This window comes from Microbacterium sp. E-13 (assembly GCF_049912955.1).
Taxonomy (GTDB): domain Bacteria; phylum Actinomycetota; class Actinomycetes; order Actinomycetales; family Microbacteriaceae; genus Microbacterium.
In genome coordinates, this window is the sequence record NZ_CP183973.1 from 3432691 (window position 1) to 3449726 (window position 17036).

Below are 17036 nucleotides of genomic sequence, written 5' to 3' on the forward strand. Positions count from 1 at the left end.
GGGCCTACGCGGCGCCGGTCGCTTCCCGCATCCGGATCTGCCAGCGCAGCACGCGGCGCTCGACGATCACGAACACCGACGTCAGGAGGTAGCCGAGCAGGCCGAGCATGATGGTGCCCGCCCATGTCTGCGCCACCTGGAACAGCTGCTGCGATTCGAGGACGAAGTACCCGAGGCCGCGGGTGGCACCCACCATCTCGCTCACCACGATCAGGATGATCGAGATCTGCAGCGAGATCCGATAACCGGCCACGATCTGCGGCCCGGCACTGGGAAGCACCACCTGCGTGATGACCTGCGACCGGCTCAGCCGGTAGGAGCGCGACATGTCGCGCAACTGGGTGTCGACGCTTCGCACGCCGTCGATCGTGTTCAGCAGCGTCGGCCACACGGCACCGATCGCGATCAACGCGATGCTCATGGAATTGCCGAGCCCGAAGATCGCCAGCACGATCGGGATCAGTGCCGGCGACGGCAGCGATCGGAAGAAGTTGATGATCGGCGCAAAGAAGGCGCGCAGGACGGCGTTCCGCCCGAGGATCACGCCGAGCGCCGTTCCCGCGACGAGCGCGATCGTGAGCCCCACGGCGAAGTTGGCCAACGTGGGCAGGAGGTCCTCCGAGAGACGCGGGCCGAGCAGCCACTGTCCCACGATCTCGTCGACGATCTCCGGCAGCGGCGGGTAGTAGAGCGAGGGGTTGGCCACGCTGGTGATCCACCACAGCGCGACGATCGAGACGGGCAGCCACAGTCGCAGGATCAGCAGGTGCAGGTGGTGGCGCAGATCCAGTCTCATGATGCCACCCGCTCCCGCTGCGACGCGTGCCAGAACAGCAGCGGCTTGTTGAGCAGTGCGATGCCGGCATTGAGCGCGAGGCCTAGCAGCCCCATGGCCACGATGAGCCCGTACATCCGCGAGAGCATGCCGTTGGTCTGGGCGGTGGAGAGCATCGCGCCGAGGCCGGACATGCCGACGATGTACTCGGTGACGATCGCCGCGACCAGCGCCATCGTGAGGGAGATGCGCAGGCCGGTCATGGCGAAGGGCGTCAGGCTCGGAATCACGATGTGCCCGGTGCGCTGGGCCGGCGTGAAGCGGTACACGCGCGAGACGTCGAGCGCGACACCAGAGACCTCGCGCAGCCCGTACACGAGCTGAGTCAGCATCGGCCACAGCGCGGCGAAGACGACGAGGAAGAGCTCCACCGACTTCGTCGGACCCCAGACGAGAATCGTCAGCGGGATGAGGGCGACCGGCGGGATCGGCTTGAGGAACTCGATGAGGAACCACGTCGACTCACGGAAGAACCGGCTGTTGTGAATCGCCATCGCCACCGGCACGGCGATCACGGTGACGATGGCGACGCCCAGCAGCGCGACACTGACCGTCGCCACGACCGCCCCCCAGAACGTGGTGTTGATCAGCAGCGATGCGAAGCCGGCGAAGACCTCGAGCGGCGGCGGCACCGCGTTCGGTGACAACGCCCCCGACATGCTCGCGATCTGCCAGATCACGATGACGGTGATGAGTCCCGCGGCCCCGAGCATGAACTCCGCTCTCGGGCTGAGAGGCCGCGAGCTCGTGCCGCGTGAGCGGTCCACGGCGGTGCGGGTCACGACGGTTGCGGTCGTCATCGCACTGGTCCTTTCTGTCGAGCTGATGGTGGATGCTGCGTGGTGGGCGCCTTAGACGGCACCCACCACGACGACATCACGGCATCCATACCAACTCGGTGGCATCCTGCTCGTTGGTGATGAGACCCATCTGAAGCATCGCGTCGATCATCGCCTGCACGTCGCCGGGCTCGACTTCGCCACGGAAACCGGGCAGATAGATGGCATCGGCGACCTCGGGGGCGAGTTCGAGCTTCTTCACGAGCAGGTCGCGCACCGCATCGGGGTTGCCCTCGGCGAAGTCGTTCGCCTCGATCAGCGCCTCCCGCATTGCTTCGGCGACCTCGGCGTTCTCAGCCAGGTACTTCGAGCTGGCGACCACCACGGCATCGCTGAACTCCGCAGGAATGACGTCGATGCCCGGGGCTCGATAAGCGTTGAAGGCCGTAGCGAAACCGGCATCAGCGGCAGCGGCACGGAAAGGCTCGGAAGCGACGATCGCGTCGACCTGCCCGGCCTCGAGCGCCGGAATCTGCTCGTTCAAGTTCATCACGACCCAGTTGATGCCGTCTGGCGCTCCGCCGTCCTCGAGGTAGTTGGCCATGATGCCGACATAGGGGCCGGAGCCCACCGCGTTGATGGCGACGGTCTTGCCCTCGAGATCGGCGGGCCGGGTGATGTCGCTCCCTTCGACCACCATCACCTGGTCGTCGCCGCGGGTCGGGTCAGCGGGTTCCGCCTGGACGCCGGCGACGATCTGGATCGGCATGTCCTTGTCGATCGCGGTGATGATCGGCGCTGTGGCCGCGTTGGCGAACTGCATCTGACCGTTCAACAGTGCTGGCGCCGACGCGGCGAAGTTGGGCGACTGCGTGATGGTGACGTCGAGCCCGTGCTCTTCGAAGATGCCCTGCTCGTCGGCGATCCACAGCGGGACCGCGGCAGTGGTGTAGACAGCGCCGACGGTGACCGGGGTCAGGTCCTCGGTGGCTCCGGCGTCAGCGGCTGCCGCACCGACCACCGGGTCATCGGAAGTACAGGCGGCAAGGCTCATGGCGAGCGATGCAGCGCCGATGATGAGAGCCGCGCGACGGATTCCTGCCGCTGTGTTCATGGGCGAACTCCTCTTTGTGTTCGTTGGCGTCGGTCGCCGGTGACCGCGGACGCGTCTTCGCGTTTCACCTCAGCTTCGTCGGTAGCCGGATGGTCGGGAAGCCGCCGACTACCTCCTACAACCATAGGTGGCGCCTATACCCCTGCTGTTCGTGTCGCGACGACGCGGAGCCCTTCCGCACCACACCTACAATGAGTGACTCGAGCTCGACATCGATGACGAGGATTGGATGTCCGATATCTGGCAGCAACTGATTTCCTGCGATCGCTTTCGCGAGGCCGGCTTCCAGAGAGCGGTGTCATGAGCGAACACGCCCGCCACCCCGCCTTCGTCTACCGTCACGGCGCCGAACCGGACGCCCGATTCACGCTCGCAAACGAGCGCACGTTCCTCGCCTGGATTCGCACCTCACTGGCACTCATCGCCGGTGGCGTGGCTCTCGAAGTGCTCGGACTCGACCTCCAACCACAGCTCCGGCTGGCAGCCTCGGCGCTCCTCGTGATCGCGGGTATCATCGTTCCGCCGCTGTCATGGCTGAACTGGGCCCGAACCGAGCGGGCACTACGCATGGGACACCCCCTGCCCAGCTCTCTTCTCAGCATCCTCCTCGGCGCCGCGGTAGGTTCAGCGGGGATCCTGATTCTCCTGGCCATCCTCCTCCGTTGATGAGTGGACAATTCGATCCCGGTCTGCAGCCCGAACGCACCGAACTCGCCTGGCGACGCACCGCCCTTGCGCTCGGCGTGGGATCCCTCGTGGCACTACGACTTCTCCCGTCCGCGTTTCTCAGCGCGTGGTGGGCGATGCCGGGCGTGGTGGGCCTGCTCGCATCGGCGAGTCTGTGGGTATGGTCGCGGTCGCGAGCCATGCGCATCTCGAGGGCCCTTCGCGTGCACGGCGACCACGCACCCCTTCCAGGCGCCAGCCTTCTCACCACCCTCGCGGCCGTTGTCACGCTTGGGGGGCTGCTCGCCGGCGCCGTCGTGTTCACCGGCGCACTCTGATGGGAACAGGCAGATTCAGCTGCGGTGTCGGCGACGGTTAAGAACTGCCCATCTCCGACTGCCCGGGTAGCTAGCGACCTCAAGGGCTGGGACGACCGCATCGCAGCCCTGAGGTAGACGATTGGTCGCGCTCAGGCAGTACGACCGGCGCGAGCCATCGCGTCGGCGAAGCCGTCGAGCAGTAGCTCGAGGCCGTACTCGAACTCGGCAGCGTCGTCCTGCGCGAGAAGCGTGGGTGTTATCTCGGTGACGAGCGGAAGGAGCTTCGCCGCCGTAGCTGGTCATCGCGCACCTGCTGTTCGCGACCATCGACCACGGGATGCCTTACGTGTGGCGGGTGCTCCCCGTCCTCGTCCTCGCAGCCGCCGGGGTGGCGTTCAGCTTCACGCCGACCACGCTGGTCATCGCCGACGGGATGGCCGCAAGCAACGCCGGCGTCAGCTCGGGTCTCGCATCCTCGACCGCCCAGATCGGCGGAGCCCTCGGCATCGCCGCGTTCGGCGCCGTCGATGCATACCGCCGCGCGGCCGTGCTCACCGCAGGAGGAACCGAGCTCGCGGCGGCCGAGGCGGGCCTATCAGCCGCCCACCTGGCAGCCGCGGGCGCGGCAACCCTCGCAGTACTCGTCGCGGCCATCACCTTCCCATCCCTGCGTCCGCGTAGAGTCTCCGCCGCGACCCCAACTCCATCGGCAGCACCGACGTAGAGTCTCATCCCCATAACGCCGACGTAAGGGGGTCCTTGACCGCCCGTAGGAGTGGTACCGTTTTACGTACTACTCAATCCGGGGGTGTGTCACCATGTCCGCCATCACCGCTACCGAAGCGCGAAAGAGCCTGTTCGGGCTCATTCAGCAGGTCAACGAGGACCACACGACCGTCGAAGTCGTCTCCCGACGCGGCAACGCCGTGATCATGTCCAAGGAGGACTTCGACGCGCTGACCGAGACCGCCTACCTTCTGCGCAATCCTGCGAACGCGGAGCGGCTGCTCGAGGCTGTCGAGCGCGCACGCCGGGGAGAGTTCGAGCAGCACGACCTCTTCGACGCGTGACCCGCGCTCTTGCCTTCGACCCGAACGGCTGGGAGGACTACGTCTATTGGCAGACGCAGGACCGCAAGACCCTCAAGCGAATCAACATGCTGATTGCGGACGTCCTTCGAGATCCGTTCGAAGGAATCGGCAAACCTGAGCCCCTACGTCATGTTCTGTCTGGCGCCTGCTCTCGGAGAATCGACGAGAGGAACCGACTCGTCTACTACGTCACCGACGAACACATCGTGATCCTCCAGGCGCGGGACCACTACTGATACCGAGGATGCCCGAGCCTCGGTCGCCGAACGTCCCAACCTGCCCCAGGCAGGTCGGATCGCGCAGCAGATCGTCGCATCGATCGAGACTTCTTCGCCCAGGCCGTGCCCACATCTGAGACGGAACCGCACGCATGGAGAAGGAGCGAAACCGCGGAAAGACGCCTTAGCGCGACGTCGACTCGGGGGGAAATGGCGGAGACGGAGGGATTTGAACCCGATCTATGGCGTTGTCCCCCGACGCATTGAAGCTGGTCTGCACTGTAATTGCCACGTTCGCGGCGAGACCGGACCACGTTCAGACGTGCTCGGGGTTGTTCGCCACGACGCAATCGAGACGCACGCCACACGACCCGAAACACCGCTCGCTCTCGCAGCTCGGGGCTTCTGCTGTCCACGTCGACTCTACGCTCGGCGCGGATCCCTGTGCGTACGTCTGGCGATAGCGGAGCGGTCAGCGGGCATCGGGCCGGGCCGGGACGAGCGAGCCGGCGGTTTTCTGCATGGATGCGCAACGCTGAGCGCCGATCCTCAGTAGCGCGCCGTCCGAATGCGGCACCATTCTCGTGCGGTCGGCTGGCATCGGTGTGGAGTGCGAGGGCCACGCCGCCGCGGGCTCGGTGCAGGGCGAGCCCGACCCGGGGTTGACGTTGGACCGTTCTAGATTCCCCTGCTGGGCGAAGACCGCAGCGGGGTGAAGTGCGGAATCGGAATCGGCTTGGAACTCGTCGACGCGACAGCTTAGCTGTGCCGTGCCATCGCGGCGTTCCGGATGTCCTCCCGCGTGGCGTGGTGACTGCTGCGAAGTCCGGCGCCGATCCAGATCGCCTCGTACCCTCCGCTTGCCGCCCGTTCCACGTAGGCGATCAGGCGCTCGGCGCTTGATTCTTCGACGCGGGCATCGCACAGCCGCCACGCACCGTTGCCGAGCGGTTCGAACACGAGCATTCGTTGATCTGCGGTGATCATCAGGACACCTCCGAAGCAACGATGAGCTCGGTGGCAGTTCGGTGCGCCCCCTTGACAACGCGCTCCCCGCGTTCCCTGCAACGTCGACCCTTATCGCGTGGTGAGGTGGGTTCCTGTCACGGCAGCGAGGACTTTCTGCAGGAACGCTGCGACGGTGCGGGCGTCGGCGTCGGGCAGGTCGGCGGCGAGGGCGCGCAACTGGGTGGTGAGCGGGTCGAGGTGGTCGGGGTCGATGTTCCGGAGCGCATCTTAGGAATCGATCGCAGCGCCCGAGCCGCGGTCCCGAAAGAAGGAAGGCGGACGCAACAGCCACAGTGTTTGGCCATCGCGTGCGGAACTGCCTGTTGCGCATCTCGAATGTGTCGCTATAGTGATACACATTCGTCTCGATGTATCACTATTGCAACGCAAGGAGAAGCGATGACCACCGCCCCCTCAATGCTTGAGCGCGTAGCTCCCCTCTTCGATCTCGTGCGTGACGCCGAGGACGTGATCGAAAACGAACGCCGCGTGCCGGATGAGATCACGGATGCCCTCTACGAGTGCGGCATGTATCGTGCGTTTCTTCCGAAGGAACTCGGCGGGCTCGAAGTCCATCCCGTTGATTGGTTGGAAGCGGTTGAGGCCCTCTCCCACATCAACGGCTCGGTCGGATGGCTCTGCATGCTCCACACCGGGCAGACCTGGGCCTCTCGAGACGCCATGAAGAGGATCCTCACCGACGAGCGCTGGATCATCGCCGGCAACGGCGGTCGAGCAGGTGGAGTTGCCCGGGCGGTGGAAGGGGGCTACTGGGTCTCGGGTCGGTGGCCATTCTCGAGCGGATCACCTGAAGCGACGCACCTGTTCGGACTTTGCGTTCTCCATGACGACGAAGGCAACGAAGTGCTCTCACCGAAGGACGGCGCGCCGTGGTTCGTGGTGCCCTACTTCCGCCGGGAGGACGTAACCCTCTACGACACGTGGGACGGGCTAGGGCTGCGGGGAACAGGCAGTGGGGATTTCTCGGTAGACAACGTGTTCGTTCCAGCTGAGATGGTCGACGAACGGGGCATCTGGGGAATCACCTACGGAACCCCTCACGAGAAGGGTCCGTTCATCCAGGCAGCTCACTCCGCGCATGCGATCGGGCTCGCTACCGCCGCCATGGAAGAGCTCATCAAGCAGACGCATCTGAAGGCGCGCCGCGGCTCGTACCGACAGCTTCGCTTCGCCACCGACGAGAACCTGCACATCAAGATCGCGACTGCGGATGCTCGGATCCGCTCGTGCCGCCTCTTCCAGAACGATGTGCTCACCCGGGCTTTCGCGAGTGCCCAGGAGAACCGGTACATCGACTACGAGTTGCGAGTGCTGATGGCGGAGATGAACACCTTCATCGTGCACGAGATGCGCGAGGTGGTGAACTCGCTCTTTCTCGAAAGCGGTGTCGGAGGCGTCTTCAAGGGATCGCGGCTGGGTCGGATCTACCGCGACATGTCCACCGCTGCGAATCACATCATCATTGCTCAGAACCAGCAGCCATCGGTTGGCGCGTACTGGATTACCAAAGACATGGAGGGCGGCCCCTTCATCGAAAACATCGAGATGTCGGCGATCTACCCACCGCATCCGCAGTTCGCAGACCGTGCGAACATCCGAGTCGAGCTCCCGACGAGGAAGAAGTGAGCGCCGTCATGGATGCCGTCCGCTTGGAGCCGCGGCAGATCGCCACCGAATTGCGCGCGACCTTCGCGCGATTCGCAACCGGAGTCGCCGTCGTCGCATACGAAGACGACGACGGTGTGCACGGCTTGACCGTCAACTCTCTGACGTCGATCTCCCTCGACCCGCCGTTGCTGCTCGTCTCGATCCAGAAGAACTCGCGCTCTCACGCAGCCCTCTTGGACCGGCCCTTCACTGTCAGCGTGCTCTCGGCCGACCATTCGGATGTCGCTCGCGCATTCGCGTCGAAGTCTCGCGACGGAGCGCCGGATTGGGATCGCTCAATGGGCGCCCCGCTCGTCGCGGGCGCCATCGGCTGGTTTCATTGCACGCCTTGGGCGCGCCATGAGGCGGGGGATCATACGATTGTTCTCGGCGAAGTTCAGCTCTGTGGTTCGGGCGACGGCTCACCATTGCTGTTCTACGGGGGGCAGCTCACGGGGCTGAACGGATGACGAGCGTGTTCGCTCGCTGCCGGACGGAGCGCGGAGAGGGGAGTCGAATGCAACAGAGCGACTCGTCGAGCACGCTGGAGCGCGCATTGGCGCTTCTCTGGCACTTGTACGCCGAGCCCGAGGGTCTGACCGCTTCCGAGCTCGCGGCGCGGCTCGATACCCAACGGACCGCGTTGTACCGGCTACTGCGCCCATTCCTCCGCGAGCAGTTCATCCGTCGCGACACCCGGAAGCGCTACTATCTCGGCTTCGGGATCACGGCTCTGGCTCGAGCAGTGGCAGAGCCCCTCGAGAGCATCGTCCGAGTTCCTCTTCAGCGCCTCGCGGACGCCTCCGGCTCGACAGCCGTCCTGATCGCCGACACGGACGGCATTCTCGTAACGGTGGCCAGCGCGCAACCGGCGACGCCCGGCATCCACCTCTCCATCCCAACTGGCTACGTGCACGACGGATCGTCCGGCGTGGGAACGGCCGTGCGGGCGATCCGCGCCCGTGAGCGCGCCGGTGAGGCCACCTCACGTGAGGATCGTCCACTGCTCGGAATCGCGGACAGATCTGGTCACGGGTTCACTGCGGCGAGGCTCGTGCGCATCCCCATCATCGGAACTGATGCCTTCGTCGCCGTGATATCCGTAGCCCAACTCGATCCCCGTCTTGCGGAGCAGCACCTCGAGGAAGCCGCGCGGCAGCTTGACGCGGCGATCTGACATCACGAAGTACAGATTTTACATCGCATTTTATACATCAGGCTTTACATCAAGGCGTCGCTGGCGCAAGCTATGAACACACCGATCCCGAATCGGACAAATATCACACCCGACAACGCGACCGATGTTCTCGAAGTAGAGAACCCGAGCGGCGAATCTCCTCATCAGCACCGCACCAAACTCGCCGCCCCGCGTAGTTCCCCCAAGGAGAGTCATGAAGAGTCGACACGCAACCACACGGGCGGGAGTCCTGGCGACGGTCCTCGCCTGCATCGGGCTACTCGCAACCGCATGCGCTGGAACCCCCGCTCCGGAGGCAAGCAAGGACGTCCAAACGGTGCCTCAGTCTCCGACCGGCTCGGAGCCGGTGGAGTCGGTGACCTGGAACATGGGTTCCGGGGAGCCCGCCACCTTGAACCCGCCCAACGTTCCCACCTACTCGGGGATGGCGCTTGTCTCCAACCTCTGCGATTCCCTCCTCTCCGTTGATGAAGAGGGAGCGATCATTCCCGGCTTGGCCACCGTGGAGATGGAGACGCCAACACGTGCGGTCTTCACACTTCGCGGCGAACCGACCTTCTGGGACGGCACACCTCTCACGTCTGCGGACATCGTCTTCAGTATGAATCTCGCCGCCTCTCCTGCTTCGTACCTCGCTCCCACCTACGCCGGCGTCACATCGATCACGGCGCTTTCGCCGACCGAGGTGGCCGTCGACTTCAGCGCGCCGGATGCCGCATTCCTGCCCACCATGGCGGGCGTGGGCGGCGCCATCATGCAGCAGGCGTTCACCGAGGCAGCCGGCGAGAACGTCGGCACTCCCGGCGTCGGACTGATGTGCTCCGGCCCATTCGAGCTCGGCCGATGGAACCCCGGTACAGACATCACGATCACCAAGAACGAGAACTACTGGGACGCGGAGCGGGCTCCCCTTGTCGAGAGCGTTCGCCTGACATTCATCACGGATACGTCGGCGATGACCCAGGCGTTCGCGACGGGGGAGGTCGACGGCGGCTGGGAGATTCCGAGCACCGCGGTGCCGGCTCTCACGAACACCGACGTCGGCGCCCTGTACTTCGGCGACACCACCTCGGTGTGGAGCCTTCGCGTAGCCGACCCGTCGAGCGTGCTCGCAACCGAACCGAAGCTTCGCGAGGCTTTGCAGCACCTCATCGATCGCGATGCGATCGCGCGCGTCGTGTTCTCCGGAGCCGCGCAGCCGTGGGCAACAGCCATCAGCCCCAACTCGTGGCCGGCCGCACAGAGTGAGCAGGCGCTCGAGGCGTACAACACGATAGCCGGCGAGCGTTCCTACGACCCCGAGAAGGCACGCGAGCTGGTTGAAGAAGCGGGTGCGACGGGCGAGAAGCTGGAGGTCATCGTGGCGAGCGGCGATGAGACGGCGTCGAAGATCGCGCAGCTGCTTCAAGAACAGGCCAAGTCCGCCGGCCTCGAGCTGTCGATCAAGTCTTTGCAGCCCCTCGAGTACGCGCAGGCCATGTACGACCCGACGGTCCGCGCGGGAAGCGACTTGGTTCTCGGAGTGAGCGGAGACGTCATTCAGGAGCCGCTGACATCGATCCGCTACTACTACCTGCCGGATGGTCTGTACAACTGGGATGGCTTCGCGGACGATGAGCTCTCCTCGCTCTTCGAGGAGGCGATCACGACAGCTGATCCCGCCGAGCGAGTAGAGCGGACGCTCGAGATTCAGTCGGTCTACGAAGCACACGGAGGCACGATCGGGATCGTGAATCCTTACCAGGTCAACTTCGTGAACGACCGCATCGGGGGCGTGATCACCTCATGGGTGTACACCAACCTTGCTTCGCTCGCCTTCGTCGGCGGGCGCTGATCCGCGGGCGCTACTTCCGAGATCGATTGCGGTTTTTCGGAGGCCGCCCCTCGGCGGCCTCCGAAGGGCCGGTTGGCATTTGACACACAGAGATGGGCCGTGGTGACGACAATCCAGACTGCGAGCGCTGAGTGGCGCGACGTTGCGAAGTTGGTGGGCAAGAGATTCGTCAGCCCCTGGGTCGGGGTGTCCGAAGGTGCTGTCGAGCACTTCGAGCAGGCCGCCTACCTCGCTCAAGAGGATTCGAAGTTCGACCTCTCGGCCTACCCGGAAGGACTCGTCGAGGGTTTCCATCTTCTGGCGCTCCTCGACTACCTGGTCGGCCAGGTGTCTTTCATCGAATCGGACGGGTGGGAAGGGTGGAACTATGGTCTTGATCGCGTTCGGTTCACCCATCCCGTCACGACCGCCGATCGAGTGAGGGTCCAGGGAGAGATCACCGGACTGGACGACCGTGGTTCGGCGGTTCTCGTCACATACGACTGTCAGATGGAGGTCGAAGGAGTGTCGAAGCCGGCGTTGGTCGCGACCTGGAAGGTGCTCTGGAGCGTCGACGAAGTGGAGGCCGGAAGTGACGAATGAGCTTGCCTGGCTCGACGGGCACGAGATCGCGGCGCTGATACGCACGCGCGAGATCAAACCCAGTGAGGCCGTCGCCGCTGCGCTGGCTCAGGTTTCGAACCACGAGTCACAGGTCAACGCGTTCGTCACAGTCCTCTTCGAGGAGGCGATGAGCGCCGCCGAACAGGCGGACAAGCGTCTGATGGAGATCGGCGCGCACGAGTTGCCGCCGTTGTTCGGCGTCCCGCTCACTGTCAAAGACCTCGCGCCCACTGCCGGCGTACGCACCACATTCGGCAGCACCGCGTTCGCGGACCACGTGCCTTCGGAAGACTCCATCTCCGTCGGCCGCCTGCGCGGTGCGGGTGCCATTCTCATCGGCAAGACGACCACACCCGAGTTCGGGATGCTGGGCGTGACGGAGAGCGCGCTGACCGGCATCACCAACAACCCCTGGAGACTTGGGTTCACGACGGGCGGTTCCAGCGGGGGCGCCGCAGCGGCGGTCGCCGCAGGCATGGCACCGCTCGCATGGGGCTCGGACGGTGGAGGCTCGATTCGGATTCCGGCTTCCTACTGCGGCGTCGTCGGGCTCAAGCCTTCTATGCGCTGGATTCCGGGCGATCAGCCCTGGGATACGGCCGTGACCGACGGGCCTCTATCGCGCACCGTGGCTGGCATCGCACTGATGCTCGAGGTGACCGCAGGCTTCGATCCCCGGTCCCCGCACTCGACGCCGATCGCTCGGAAGGACTTCGTCGCCGCGACCCTGGCGGCTTCACCGGACCTGTCTGGCGTACGGATCGCCGTGGCGATGACTCCCTCCGACGGTCCCGTGGCCGCCGAAGTCCGCGCAGTCGTGGGAGCGGCAGTCGCTCGCCTGGCCGAAGCTGGCGCCGTTGTGTCGGAGGTCCGACTGGATCTCCCTGATCCGGTCGAGTACTTCATCGACTTCTGGGGCCCCTTCTTTCTCGCCGAAGACGCGCCCTTGCCGCATCCGGCGATGCGAGAAGTGCGCGAAGCGGCAGGCCGAGTCACGCTGGCGAGCTATCTGCACGCGTCCACAGTGACGCGCGGTGAGATCACCCGCGTCTACAACGACGTCTTCCGGGATCATGACTTCCTGATCACGCCCACTAGTCCCGTCGCTCCTTTCGTGCACCCCGGAGCGCTGGGTGGGGCGACTCACGTCGACGAGACCGAAGTCCGCTATCCGGCGATCGACTTTCACCGGCTGACGGAGTCGGCGTCCCACGCGGGTATCCCTGCGATCACCGTACCGGCCGGATCGAACAGCGAGGGACTGCCGATAGGCATGCAGCTGCACGCTCCTCAGCATCAAGACATCGAGTTGCTGCGGCTCGCGCGGGCTTGGGAGCAGATCGCCCCCTGGCGACAGATTCTTCCGGAGTTTCTGCGGTGACCACGGTGACAAGCCGGGTGCAGGCTGCCGACTCGAGCTCGGGTCGCGATCGTGAGCGGCGGATCCTGTCACACGCGTGGCGATGGGTCATCGGACCCGTCACAACGATCCTGGTCACCTCGTTCATCGTGTTCGCCGCGCTCACCCTCACCCCGGGAGACCCGGTGACGCAGATACTCGGGGGCAAGGCGTCTGCCGAACAGCGGGCCCACCTCCGGGAACAGCTCGGCTTGGATGATCCGCTGATCGTGCGGTACGCGGATTGGCTCGGCGGCATCCTGACGGGGGATCTCGGAACTTCCTACACATACAAGGATGCCGTCGGCACGGTGCTGCTCCCTCGTATCGAGACGACGGTCTCGCTGGTGCTCTATGCAGGGATCCTCATCCTTATCGTCGGGATCGCGCTGGGCTTGGTCGGGGGGCTCAGCACCCGGATCAAGCCCGCAATTGTGGTTCTCGTCGCCGTCCTCATCTCGATTCCCAGTTATGTCGCCGCCACGGCGCTGCTCGGCGTGTTCGCTGTCAACCTGCGCCTGTTCCCGACGTATGGAGCGGGTACGCCGGGTCCGGACCGCATTTGGCACCTCACGCTGCCCGCCATAGCGTTGTCGATCGCATGGATCGCGTACATGGCGCAGATCTCGATGGCAGCGGTCAGTGAGCAGCGCGCCAACGAACACGTCCGCACAGCCGAGGGAAGGGGCCTGCCGCGTTCGCTGGTCATTCGCAAGCACATCCTTCGCAACGCCGGAATCCCCATCGTCACAGCATCGGGTTTGACGCTGGCGGCGCTCGTCGCCGGCAGCGTCGTGGTCGAGAGCGCATTCACGATCGACGGAGTCGGGTCACTACTCGTGAGGAGCGTCTCAAGCAAAGACGTACCGGTGGTGGCCGCGATCAGCGTTCTGATCGTCGCAATCTTCGTCGTGATGATGACTCTCGTCGAGCTGATCCACGTCGCGATCGATCCGGCCGCCCGGCGAGGAGGGCGTACGAAATGAATGCTCTTGTGACGACTCCATCGACTCCGAGGACCCCGGCACTCACCAGATCGTGGGTTCGAGTCTCGGATCCTTACCTACTGGTGCTGATCCTCGTCTGCGCAACGCTTCTCGGCATAGCGATCCTGGGTCCCTGGCTCGCCCCCTATCCGCCAGACGCCACCGACATCCTGGCAGCGAATCAGGGCCCGTCTCCCACCCACATCCTGGGAACGGACTCGCTCGGACGCGATATCTTCTCCCGTCTGCTATGGGGTGCGCGCGTCAGCTACGCGGCCGCCGCGCTCATCGTCGTCTTCAGCATGGTCATCGGTTGCGCGATCGCGCTACTCTCGGCCTGGTTCGGTGGGCCCGTCGACGCAGGGGTGGGCGGCGCGCTCAACGTGATGATCGCCGTGCCCGGCATCCTGGTCGCCCTCATCGCTGTGACTATCCTCGGGACAGGGTTCTGGGCACCCGTGGTCGCCATGTCGATCGCGAGCGCCCCCTACGTTGCCCGCATCATCCGGTCGTCCGCCGTGGTAGAGCGACGCAAACCCTACATCGAAGCGCTCACGCTCTCAGGCGTCTCCTCGGCTCGGATCAATGTGCACATCGTGCGCGGGCTCAGTGCACTGATCCTGGCGCAGGCCACGTTCAGCTTCGGTGTCGCCCTGCTCGAGTTCGGCGCGCTCTCATTCATCGGGCTCGGAATTCAGGCGCCCACAGCAGAGTGGGGTGCGATGGTCGTTGCGGGGAGGTCCGAGCTGCTGTCGGGAAACATGCAGCAGACATTCGCCGCCGGCGCGATGATCGTGATCTCCGTGGTCGCGTTCACCCTGCTCGGCGATCGTCTCGCCCGCGTGGTCGGGGGGACGGCATGACGATCTCCAAGACGTTTGAGGCGGAGACCCTGTTGTCGGTGCGCGATCTGCGCGTCGACGTGCGAGCCAAGGGACACACCACCCCGATTCTGCGGGGTGTCAGCATTGACGTGAAGCCCGGCGAGGCTCTCGGAATCGTCGGCGAGTCCGGCTCCGGGAAGTCGATGACGATGCGCGCCATCATGCGGCAACTGCCGACCGGCATGGTCGCCTCGGGCCGTGCGGACTTCCGGAATCAGAGCATCTTCGAGATGGACCGTCGCCGGCTCGCCGACTTCCGGGCACGGCGGGTAGCGATGATCTATCAGGATCCGCGGGCGCACATCAACCCGCTCTGGACCGTGGGCGACTTTCTTGTCGAGGCGGTTGTGGCGACCCGGGCGATGTCTCGTCGCGCCGCGACCGCGCGGGCGCTTGAACTCCTGGAGGAGGTGGGGGTGCAGTCCCCGGCACGTCGGATGTCGCAGTATCCGAGCCAGCTGTCCGGCGGCCTGCTGCAGCGAGTGATGATCGTCGCAGCCCTCATGCCCGAACCCGAACTCATCCTTGCCGATGAGCCGACCACCGCTCTCGACGTCACGGTGCAAGCCGAGGTCATGAGCATTTTCGCCGACATGACGAAGACGCATGGCGTCGGTCTGGTGTTCATCACTCACGACCTCGACCTCGCGGCCGCCGCGACGGATCGCATCGCGGTGATGTACGCCGGGAGAATTGTGGAGGAGGGTCCGTCGAAGCGCGTGACGGAGCATCCCCGCCATCCATATACGGCCGCGCTTCTCGCTTCGCGCCCGAGCGCCAAGGTGCGAAGACTCCCGCTCAGTATTCCTGGCGTCCCGGCGTCGGCGGCGACCGCCGGACGTGGCTGCGCATTCGCAGACCGATGCGGGTTCACCATCCCCGACTGCCACGCGACAGATCCACCGCTGACCGAGTCGGGAACGCAACAAGCCAGCGCCTGCATTCGTTCGCACGAGCTTTCGCTGGAGATCGAGGGAGTGAGCATATGACCGACGCACTCGTGACTGTTCAGAGCCTGACCAAGAGCTTCCACACGACTTCAGGATCGGTGAAGGCAGTCGACTCGATATCGTTCATGATCTCCCCCGGCGAGTCGCTCGGCGTGGTCGGCGAGTCGGGCTCGGGGAAGTCGACGACCGCCCGCATGATCGCGGGGCTGGAGACGCCCACCTCGGGCGACATCCTTTTCCGTGGCACGCCGGTGAGACCAGCACGAGGCCTGACGAGTCGTCGCGCTCAGGCAAGACGAGCGCAGATGGTGTTCCAGGATCCGTTCGGCTCACTGGACCCGCGTCAGCGTCTGGGCAATTGCCTCAAGGAGGTCATCGCGGTGAACGGCGCCCCGGCCGGCTTGTCACGCGCGGAGTACGTGGCTGCGTTGTTGGAGCGGGTCGGGCTCGAGGAACGGCATGCGGATTCCTACCCTCGCGCCCTGTCGGGGGGTCAACGCCAACGCTTCGCGATCGCCCGTGCACTCGCGCCGAGGCCGGAACTCGTCATCCTGGATGAAGCAGTCTCCGCTCTCGACGTCAGCGTCCAGGCGCAGATCCTGAATCTTCTTGTCGAACTGCGGCAGCAGAGCGACGTGTCATATCTCTTCGTCTCGCACGACCTCGCCGTCGTCCGACAGGTCTGCGACCGCGTGATCGTCATGCGCCACGGTGAGATCGTCGAGGAGGGCGACGTCGAGGCCGTGCTCACCTCCCCCTCACACCCCTACACGCAACGGCTTGTGGCGTCTGTTCCGGGCCGGGGCTGGCGCCCACCGCAGCGCAGGCGGGTCGCCTGATGAAGCCCCCGCGCCAAGCTAATCGCGCGCACTCACGCGCTCTAGACCAAGCGCGCTCATGCCGTAATCGACGACCCGGCGATGCCTTTGCGGAGTCCAGATCTCGGGGTGTTCGACCGCAGACAGAACCGCACCGTTGACGAGGGCGCGGAGGAAGTCGACAGCCGCAGGAACTTCGGGTGGGGCCACGAGCCCCTCGAGCCGCTCCTCGAATGCCGCGCGCGCCTTCGCCTCCATGGATGAGAAGAACCTGGCAATAGCAGGATTGTCGGCCGAGTGAACGAGTGCGACCCGGCATCGTTCTACGTCGATCTCCTCAGGAGTCTGGGGGACCATCCAGAGCAGGTACGCGCGGAGATCTTCGATCTTGTCGCTGCCGGCCGGAATCGAAGCGAGATCCTCGTCGTAGTTCGTCGAGAGCTCGTCGATGATTCCCTCGAGGAGGGTCTGACGGTCTGCGTAGAAATGCGTGACCAGCGTGATCGAACCATTGAGCTCGCGGGCAAGAGCCCTCAGCGTCAGGCCATCGGGACCGCTGCGGGCAAGCACGCGCATCGCGGCAACACTGATCTCGTGCTTGCGCACCTTGTGATCCACAATCTTGGGCATCGGGAGTCCTCTATGTGAAATCGGGCTGGCTAGGG

Annotated in this window: 20 protein-coding genes; 15 read left to right on the forward strand and 5 right to left on the reverse strand. The window is 65.0% G+C overall.

Going from position 1 to position 17036, the window contains the following annotated elements; genetic code table 11:
- Window positions 1–4: 4 nt before the first annotated feature.
- The 3 genes from ACN9MP_RS15985 to ACN9MP_RS15995 all read right to left on the reverse strand — a co-directional run bounded on the left by ACN9MP_RS15985 (window position 5) and on the right by ACN9MP_RS15995 (window position 2728).
- On the reverse strand, window positions 5–796 hold the full coding sequence (locus tag ACN9MP_RS15985) for an ABC transporter permease (protein ID WP_426321784.1): 792 nt from the start codon (window positions 794–796) through the stop codon (window positions 5–7).
- Window positions 793–1635, reverse strand: a complete 843-nt coding sequence (locus tag ACN9MP_RS15990) for an ABC transporter permease (RefSeq protein WP_426321786.1) — start codon at window positions 1633–1635, stop codon at window positions 793–795. Before ACN9MP_RS15990 ends, ACN9MP_RS15985 begins: the two co-directional genes overlap by 4 nt.
- 76 nt (window positions 1636–1711) lie before the next feature.
- Window positions 1712–2728: an ABC transporter substrate-binding protein gene (locus tag ACN9MP_RS15995; RefSeq protein ID WP_426321788.1), complete on the reverse strand. Its 1017-nt coding sequence runs from the start codon at window positions 2726–2728 to the stop codon at window positions 1712–1714.
- A gap of 300 nt (window positions 2729–3028) precedes the next feature.
- Between ACN9MP_RS15995 and ACN9MP_RS16000 the strand changes: the two genes are divergently transcribed.
- The 5 genes from ACN9MP_RS16000 to ACN9MP_RS16020 all read left to right on the forward strand — a co-directional run bounded on the left by ACN9MP_RS16000 (window position 3029) and on the right by ACN9MP_RS16020 (window position 5041).
- Window positions 3029–3394, forward strand: coding sequence for a YidH family protein (locus ACN9MP_RS16000; protein ID WP_426321790.1), 366 nt, complete (start codon window positions 3029–3031; stop codon window positions 3392–3394).
- Window positions 3394–3732, forward strand: coding sequence for a DUF202 domain-containing protein (locus ACN9MP_RS16005; protein ID WP_426321792.1), 339 nt, complete (start codon window positions 3394–3396; stop codon window positions 3730–3732). Before ACN9MP_RS16000 ends, ACN9MP_RS16005 begins: the two co-directional genes overlap by 1 nt.
- A gap of 319 nt (window positions 3733–4051) precedes the next feature.
- The gene (locus tag ACN9MP_RS16010; protein ID WP_426321794.1) at window positions 4052–4438 is read left to right on the forward strand and encodes a hypothetical protein; all 387 of its coding nucleotides are present in this window, start codon (window positions 4052–4054) and stop codon (window positions 4436–4438) included.
- A gap of 94 nt (window positions 4439–4532) precedes the next feature.
- Window positions 4533–4784: a type II toxin-antitoxin system Phd/YefM family antitoxin gene (locus tag ACN9MP_RS16015; RefSeq protein ID WP_426321796.1), complete on the forward strand. Its 252-nt coding sequence runs from the start codon at window positions 4533–4535 to the stop codon at window positions 4782–4784.
- The gene (locus tag ACN9MP_RS16020) at window positions 4781–5041 is read left to right on the forward strand and encodes a Txe/YoeB family addiction module toxin (protein ID WP_426321798.1); all 261 of its coding nucleotides are present in this window, start codon (window positions 4781–4783) and stop codon (window positions 5039–5041) included. The genes ACN9MP_RS16015 and ACN9MP_RS16020 overlap by 4 nt, the downstream gene beginning before the upstream one ends.
- Window positions 5042–5782: 741 nt before the next feature.
- On the opposite strand, the gene ACN9MP_RS16025 is transcribed toward ACN9MP_RS16020, so the two are convergent.
- On the reverse strand, window positions 5783–6010 hold the full coding sequence (locus tag ACN9MP_RS16025) for a hypothetical protein (RefSeq protein ID WP_426321800.1): 228 nt from the start codon (window positions 6008–6010) through the stop codon (window positions 5783–5785).
- Between the two features lie 420 nt (window positions 6011–6430).
- Between ACN9MP_RS16025 and ACN9MP_RS16030 the strand changes: the two genes are divergently transcribed.
- From ACN9MP_RS16030 to ACN9MP_RS16075, 10 genes are all read left to right on the forward strand, one after another.
- Window positions 6431–7678, forward strand: a complete 1248-nt coding sequence (locus ACN9MP_RS16030; RefSeq protein ID WP_426321802.1) for an acyl-CoA dehydrogenase family protein — start codon at window positions 6431–6433, stop codon at window positions 7676–7678.
- Entirely contained in the window at window positions 7675–8169 is a 495-nt protein-coding gene (locus ACN9MP_RS16035; RefSeq protein WP_426321804.1) for a flavin reductase family protein, read from the forward strand. Before ACN9MP_RS16030 ends, ACN9MP_RS16035 begins: the two co-directional genes overlap by 4 nt.
- Before the next feature lie 47 nt (window positions 8170–8216).
- On the forward strand, window positions 8217–8876 hold the full coding sequence (locus ACN9MP_RS16040) for a helix-turn-helix domain-containing protein (protein ID WP_426321806.1): 660 nt from the start codon (window positions 8217–8219) through the stop codon (window positions 8874–8876).
- Between the two features lie 337 nt (window positions 8877–9213).
- The gene (locus ACN9MP_RS16045) at window positions 9214–10731 is read left to right on the forward strand and encodes an ABC transporter substrate-binding protein (RefSeq protein WP_426321808.1); all 1518 of its coding nucleotides are present in this window, start codon (window positions 9214–9216) and stop codon (window positions 10729–10731) included.
- Window positions 10732–10830: 99 nt separating this feature from the next.
- On the forward strand, window positions 10831–11313 hold the full coding sequence (locus ACN9MP_RS16050; RefSeq protein ID WP_363427856.1) for a hypothetical protein: 483 nt from the start codon (window positions 10831–10833) through the stop codon (window positions 11311–11313).
- The gene (locus tag ACN9MP_RS16055) at window positions 11303–12715 is read left to right on the forward strand and encodes an amidase (protein ID WP_426321811.1); all 1413 of its coding nucleotides are present in this window, start codon (window positions 11303–11305) and stop codon (window positions 12713–12715) included. Before ACN9MP_RS16050 ends, ACN9MP_RS16055 begins: the two co-directional genes overlap by 11 nt.
- On the forward strand, window positions 12712–13719 hold the full coding sequence (locus ACN9MP_RS16060; protein WP_426321814.1) for an ABC transporter permease: 1008 nt from the start codon (window positions 12712–12714) through the stop codon (window positions 13717–13719). Before ACN9MP_RS16055 ends, ACN9MP_RS16060 begins: the two co-directional genes overlap by 4 nt.
- An 83-nt stretch (window positions 13720–13802) precedes the next feature.
- Window positions 13803–14582: an ABC transporter permease gene (locus ACN9MP_RS16065; protein WP_426321816.1), complete on the forward strand. Its 780-nt coding sequence runs from the start codon at window positions 13803–13805 to the stop codon at window positions 14580–14582.
- A complete protein-coding gene (locus ACN9MP_RS16070; protein WP_426321818.1) occupies window positions 14579–15592 on the forward strand; it encodes an ABC transporter ATP-binding protein in 1014 nt (337 codons plus the stop codon). Before ACN9MP_RS16065 ends, ACN9MP_RS16070 begins: the two co-directional genes overlap by 4 nt.
- On the forward strand, window positions 15589–16392 hold the full coding sequence (locus tag ACN9MP_RS16075; protein ID WP_426321820.1) for an ATP-binding cassette domain-containing protein: 804 nt from the start codon (window positions 15589–15591) through the stop codon (window positions 16390–16392). The genes ACN9MP_RS16070 and ACN9MP_RS16075 overlap by 4 nt, the downstream gene beginning before the upstream one ends.
- Before the next feature lie 18 nt (window positions 16393–16410).
- On the opposite strand, the gene ACN9MP_RS16080 is transcribed toward ACN9MP_RS16075, so the two are convergent.
- A complete protein-coding gene (locus ACN9MP_RS16080) occupies window positions 16411–17001 on the reverse strand; it encodes a TetR/AcrR family transcriptional regulator (protein ID WP_426321822.1) in 591 nt (196 codons plus the stop codon).
- Between the last annotated feature and the right edge of the window lie 35 nt (window positions 17002–17036).

Bases quoted from the DNA above. Each gene is read 5' to 3' on its own strand.
- ACN9MP_RS16070 (WP_426321818.1), top strand. From the start codon at position 14,579: ATGACGATCTCCAAGACGTTTGAGGCGGAGACCCTGTTGTCGGTGCGC.
- ACN9MP_RS16030 (WP_426321802.1), top strand. From the start codon at position 6,431: ATGACCACCGCCCCCTCAATGCTTGAGCGCGTAGCTCCCCTCTTCGAT.
- ACN9MP_RS16025 (WP_426321800.1), bottom strand. From the start codon at position 6,010: ATGATCACCGCAGATCAACGAATGCTCGTGTTCGAACCGCTCGGCAAC.
- ACN9MP_RS16040 (WP_426321806.1), top strand. From the start codon at position 8,217: ATGCAACAGAGCGACTCGTCGAGCACGCTGGAGCGCGCATTGGCGCTT.
- ACN9MP_RS16010 (WP_426321794.1), top strand. From the start codon at position 4,052: ATGCCTTACGTGTGGCGGGTGCTCCCCGTCCTCGTCCTCGCAGCCGCC.
- ACN9MP_RS16005 (WP_426321792.1), top strand. From the start codon at position 3,394: ATGAGTGGACAATTCGATCCCGGTCTGCAGCCCGAACGCACCGAACTC.
- ACN9MP_RS16075 (WP_426321820.1), top strand. From the start codon at position 15,589: ATGACCGACGCACTCGTGACTGTTCAGAGCCTGACCAAGAGCTTCCAC.
- ACN9MP_RS15985 (WP_426321784.1), bottom strand. From the start codon at position 796: ATGAGACTGGATCTGCGCCACCACCTGCACCTGCTGATCCTGCGACTG.
- ACN9MP_RS15995 (WP_426321788.1), bottom strand. From the start codon at position 2,728: ATGAACACAGCGGCAGGAATCCGTCGCGCGGCTCTCATCATCGGCGCT.
- ACN9MP_RS15990 (WP_426321786.1), bottom strand. From the start codon at position 1,635: ATGACGACCGCAACCGTCGTGACCCGCACCGCCGTGGACCGCTCACGC.
- ACN9MP_RS16080 (WP_426321822.1), bottom strand. From the start codon at position 17,001: ATGCCCAAGATTGTGGATCACAAGGTGCGCAAGCACGAGATCAGTGTT.
- ACN9MP_RS16015 (WP_426321796.1), top strand. From the start codon at position 4,533: ATGTCCGCCATCACCGCTACCGAAGCGCGAAAGAGCCTGTTCGGGCTC.
- ACN9MP_RS16000 (WP_426321790.1), top strand. From the start codon at position 3,029: ATGAGCGAACACGCCCGCCACCCCGCCTTCGTCTACCGTCACGGCGCC.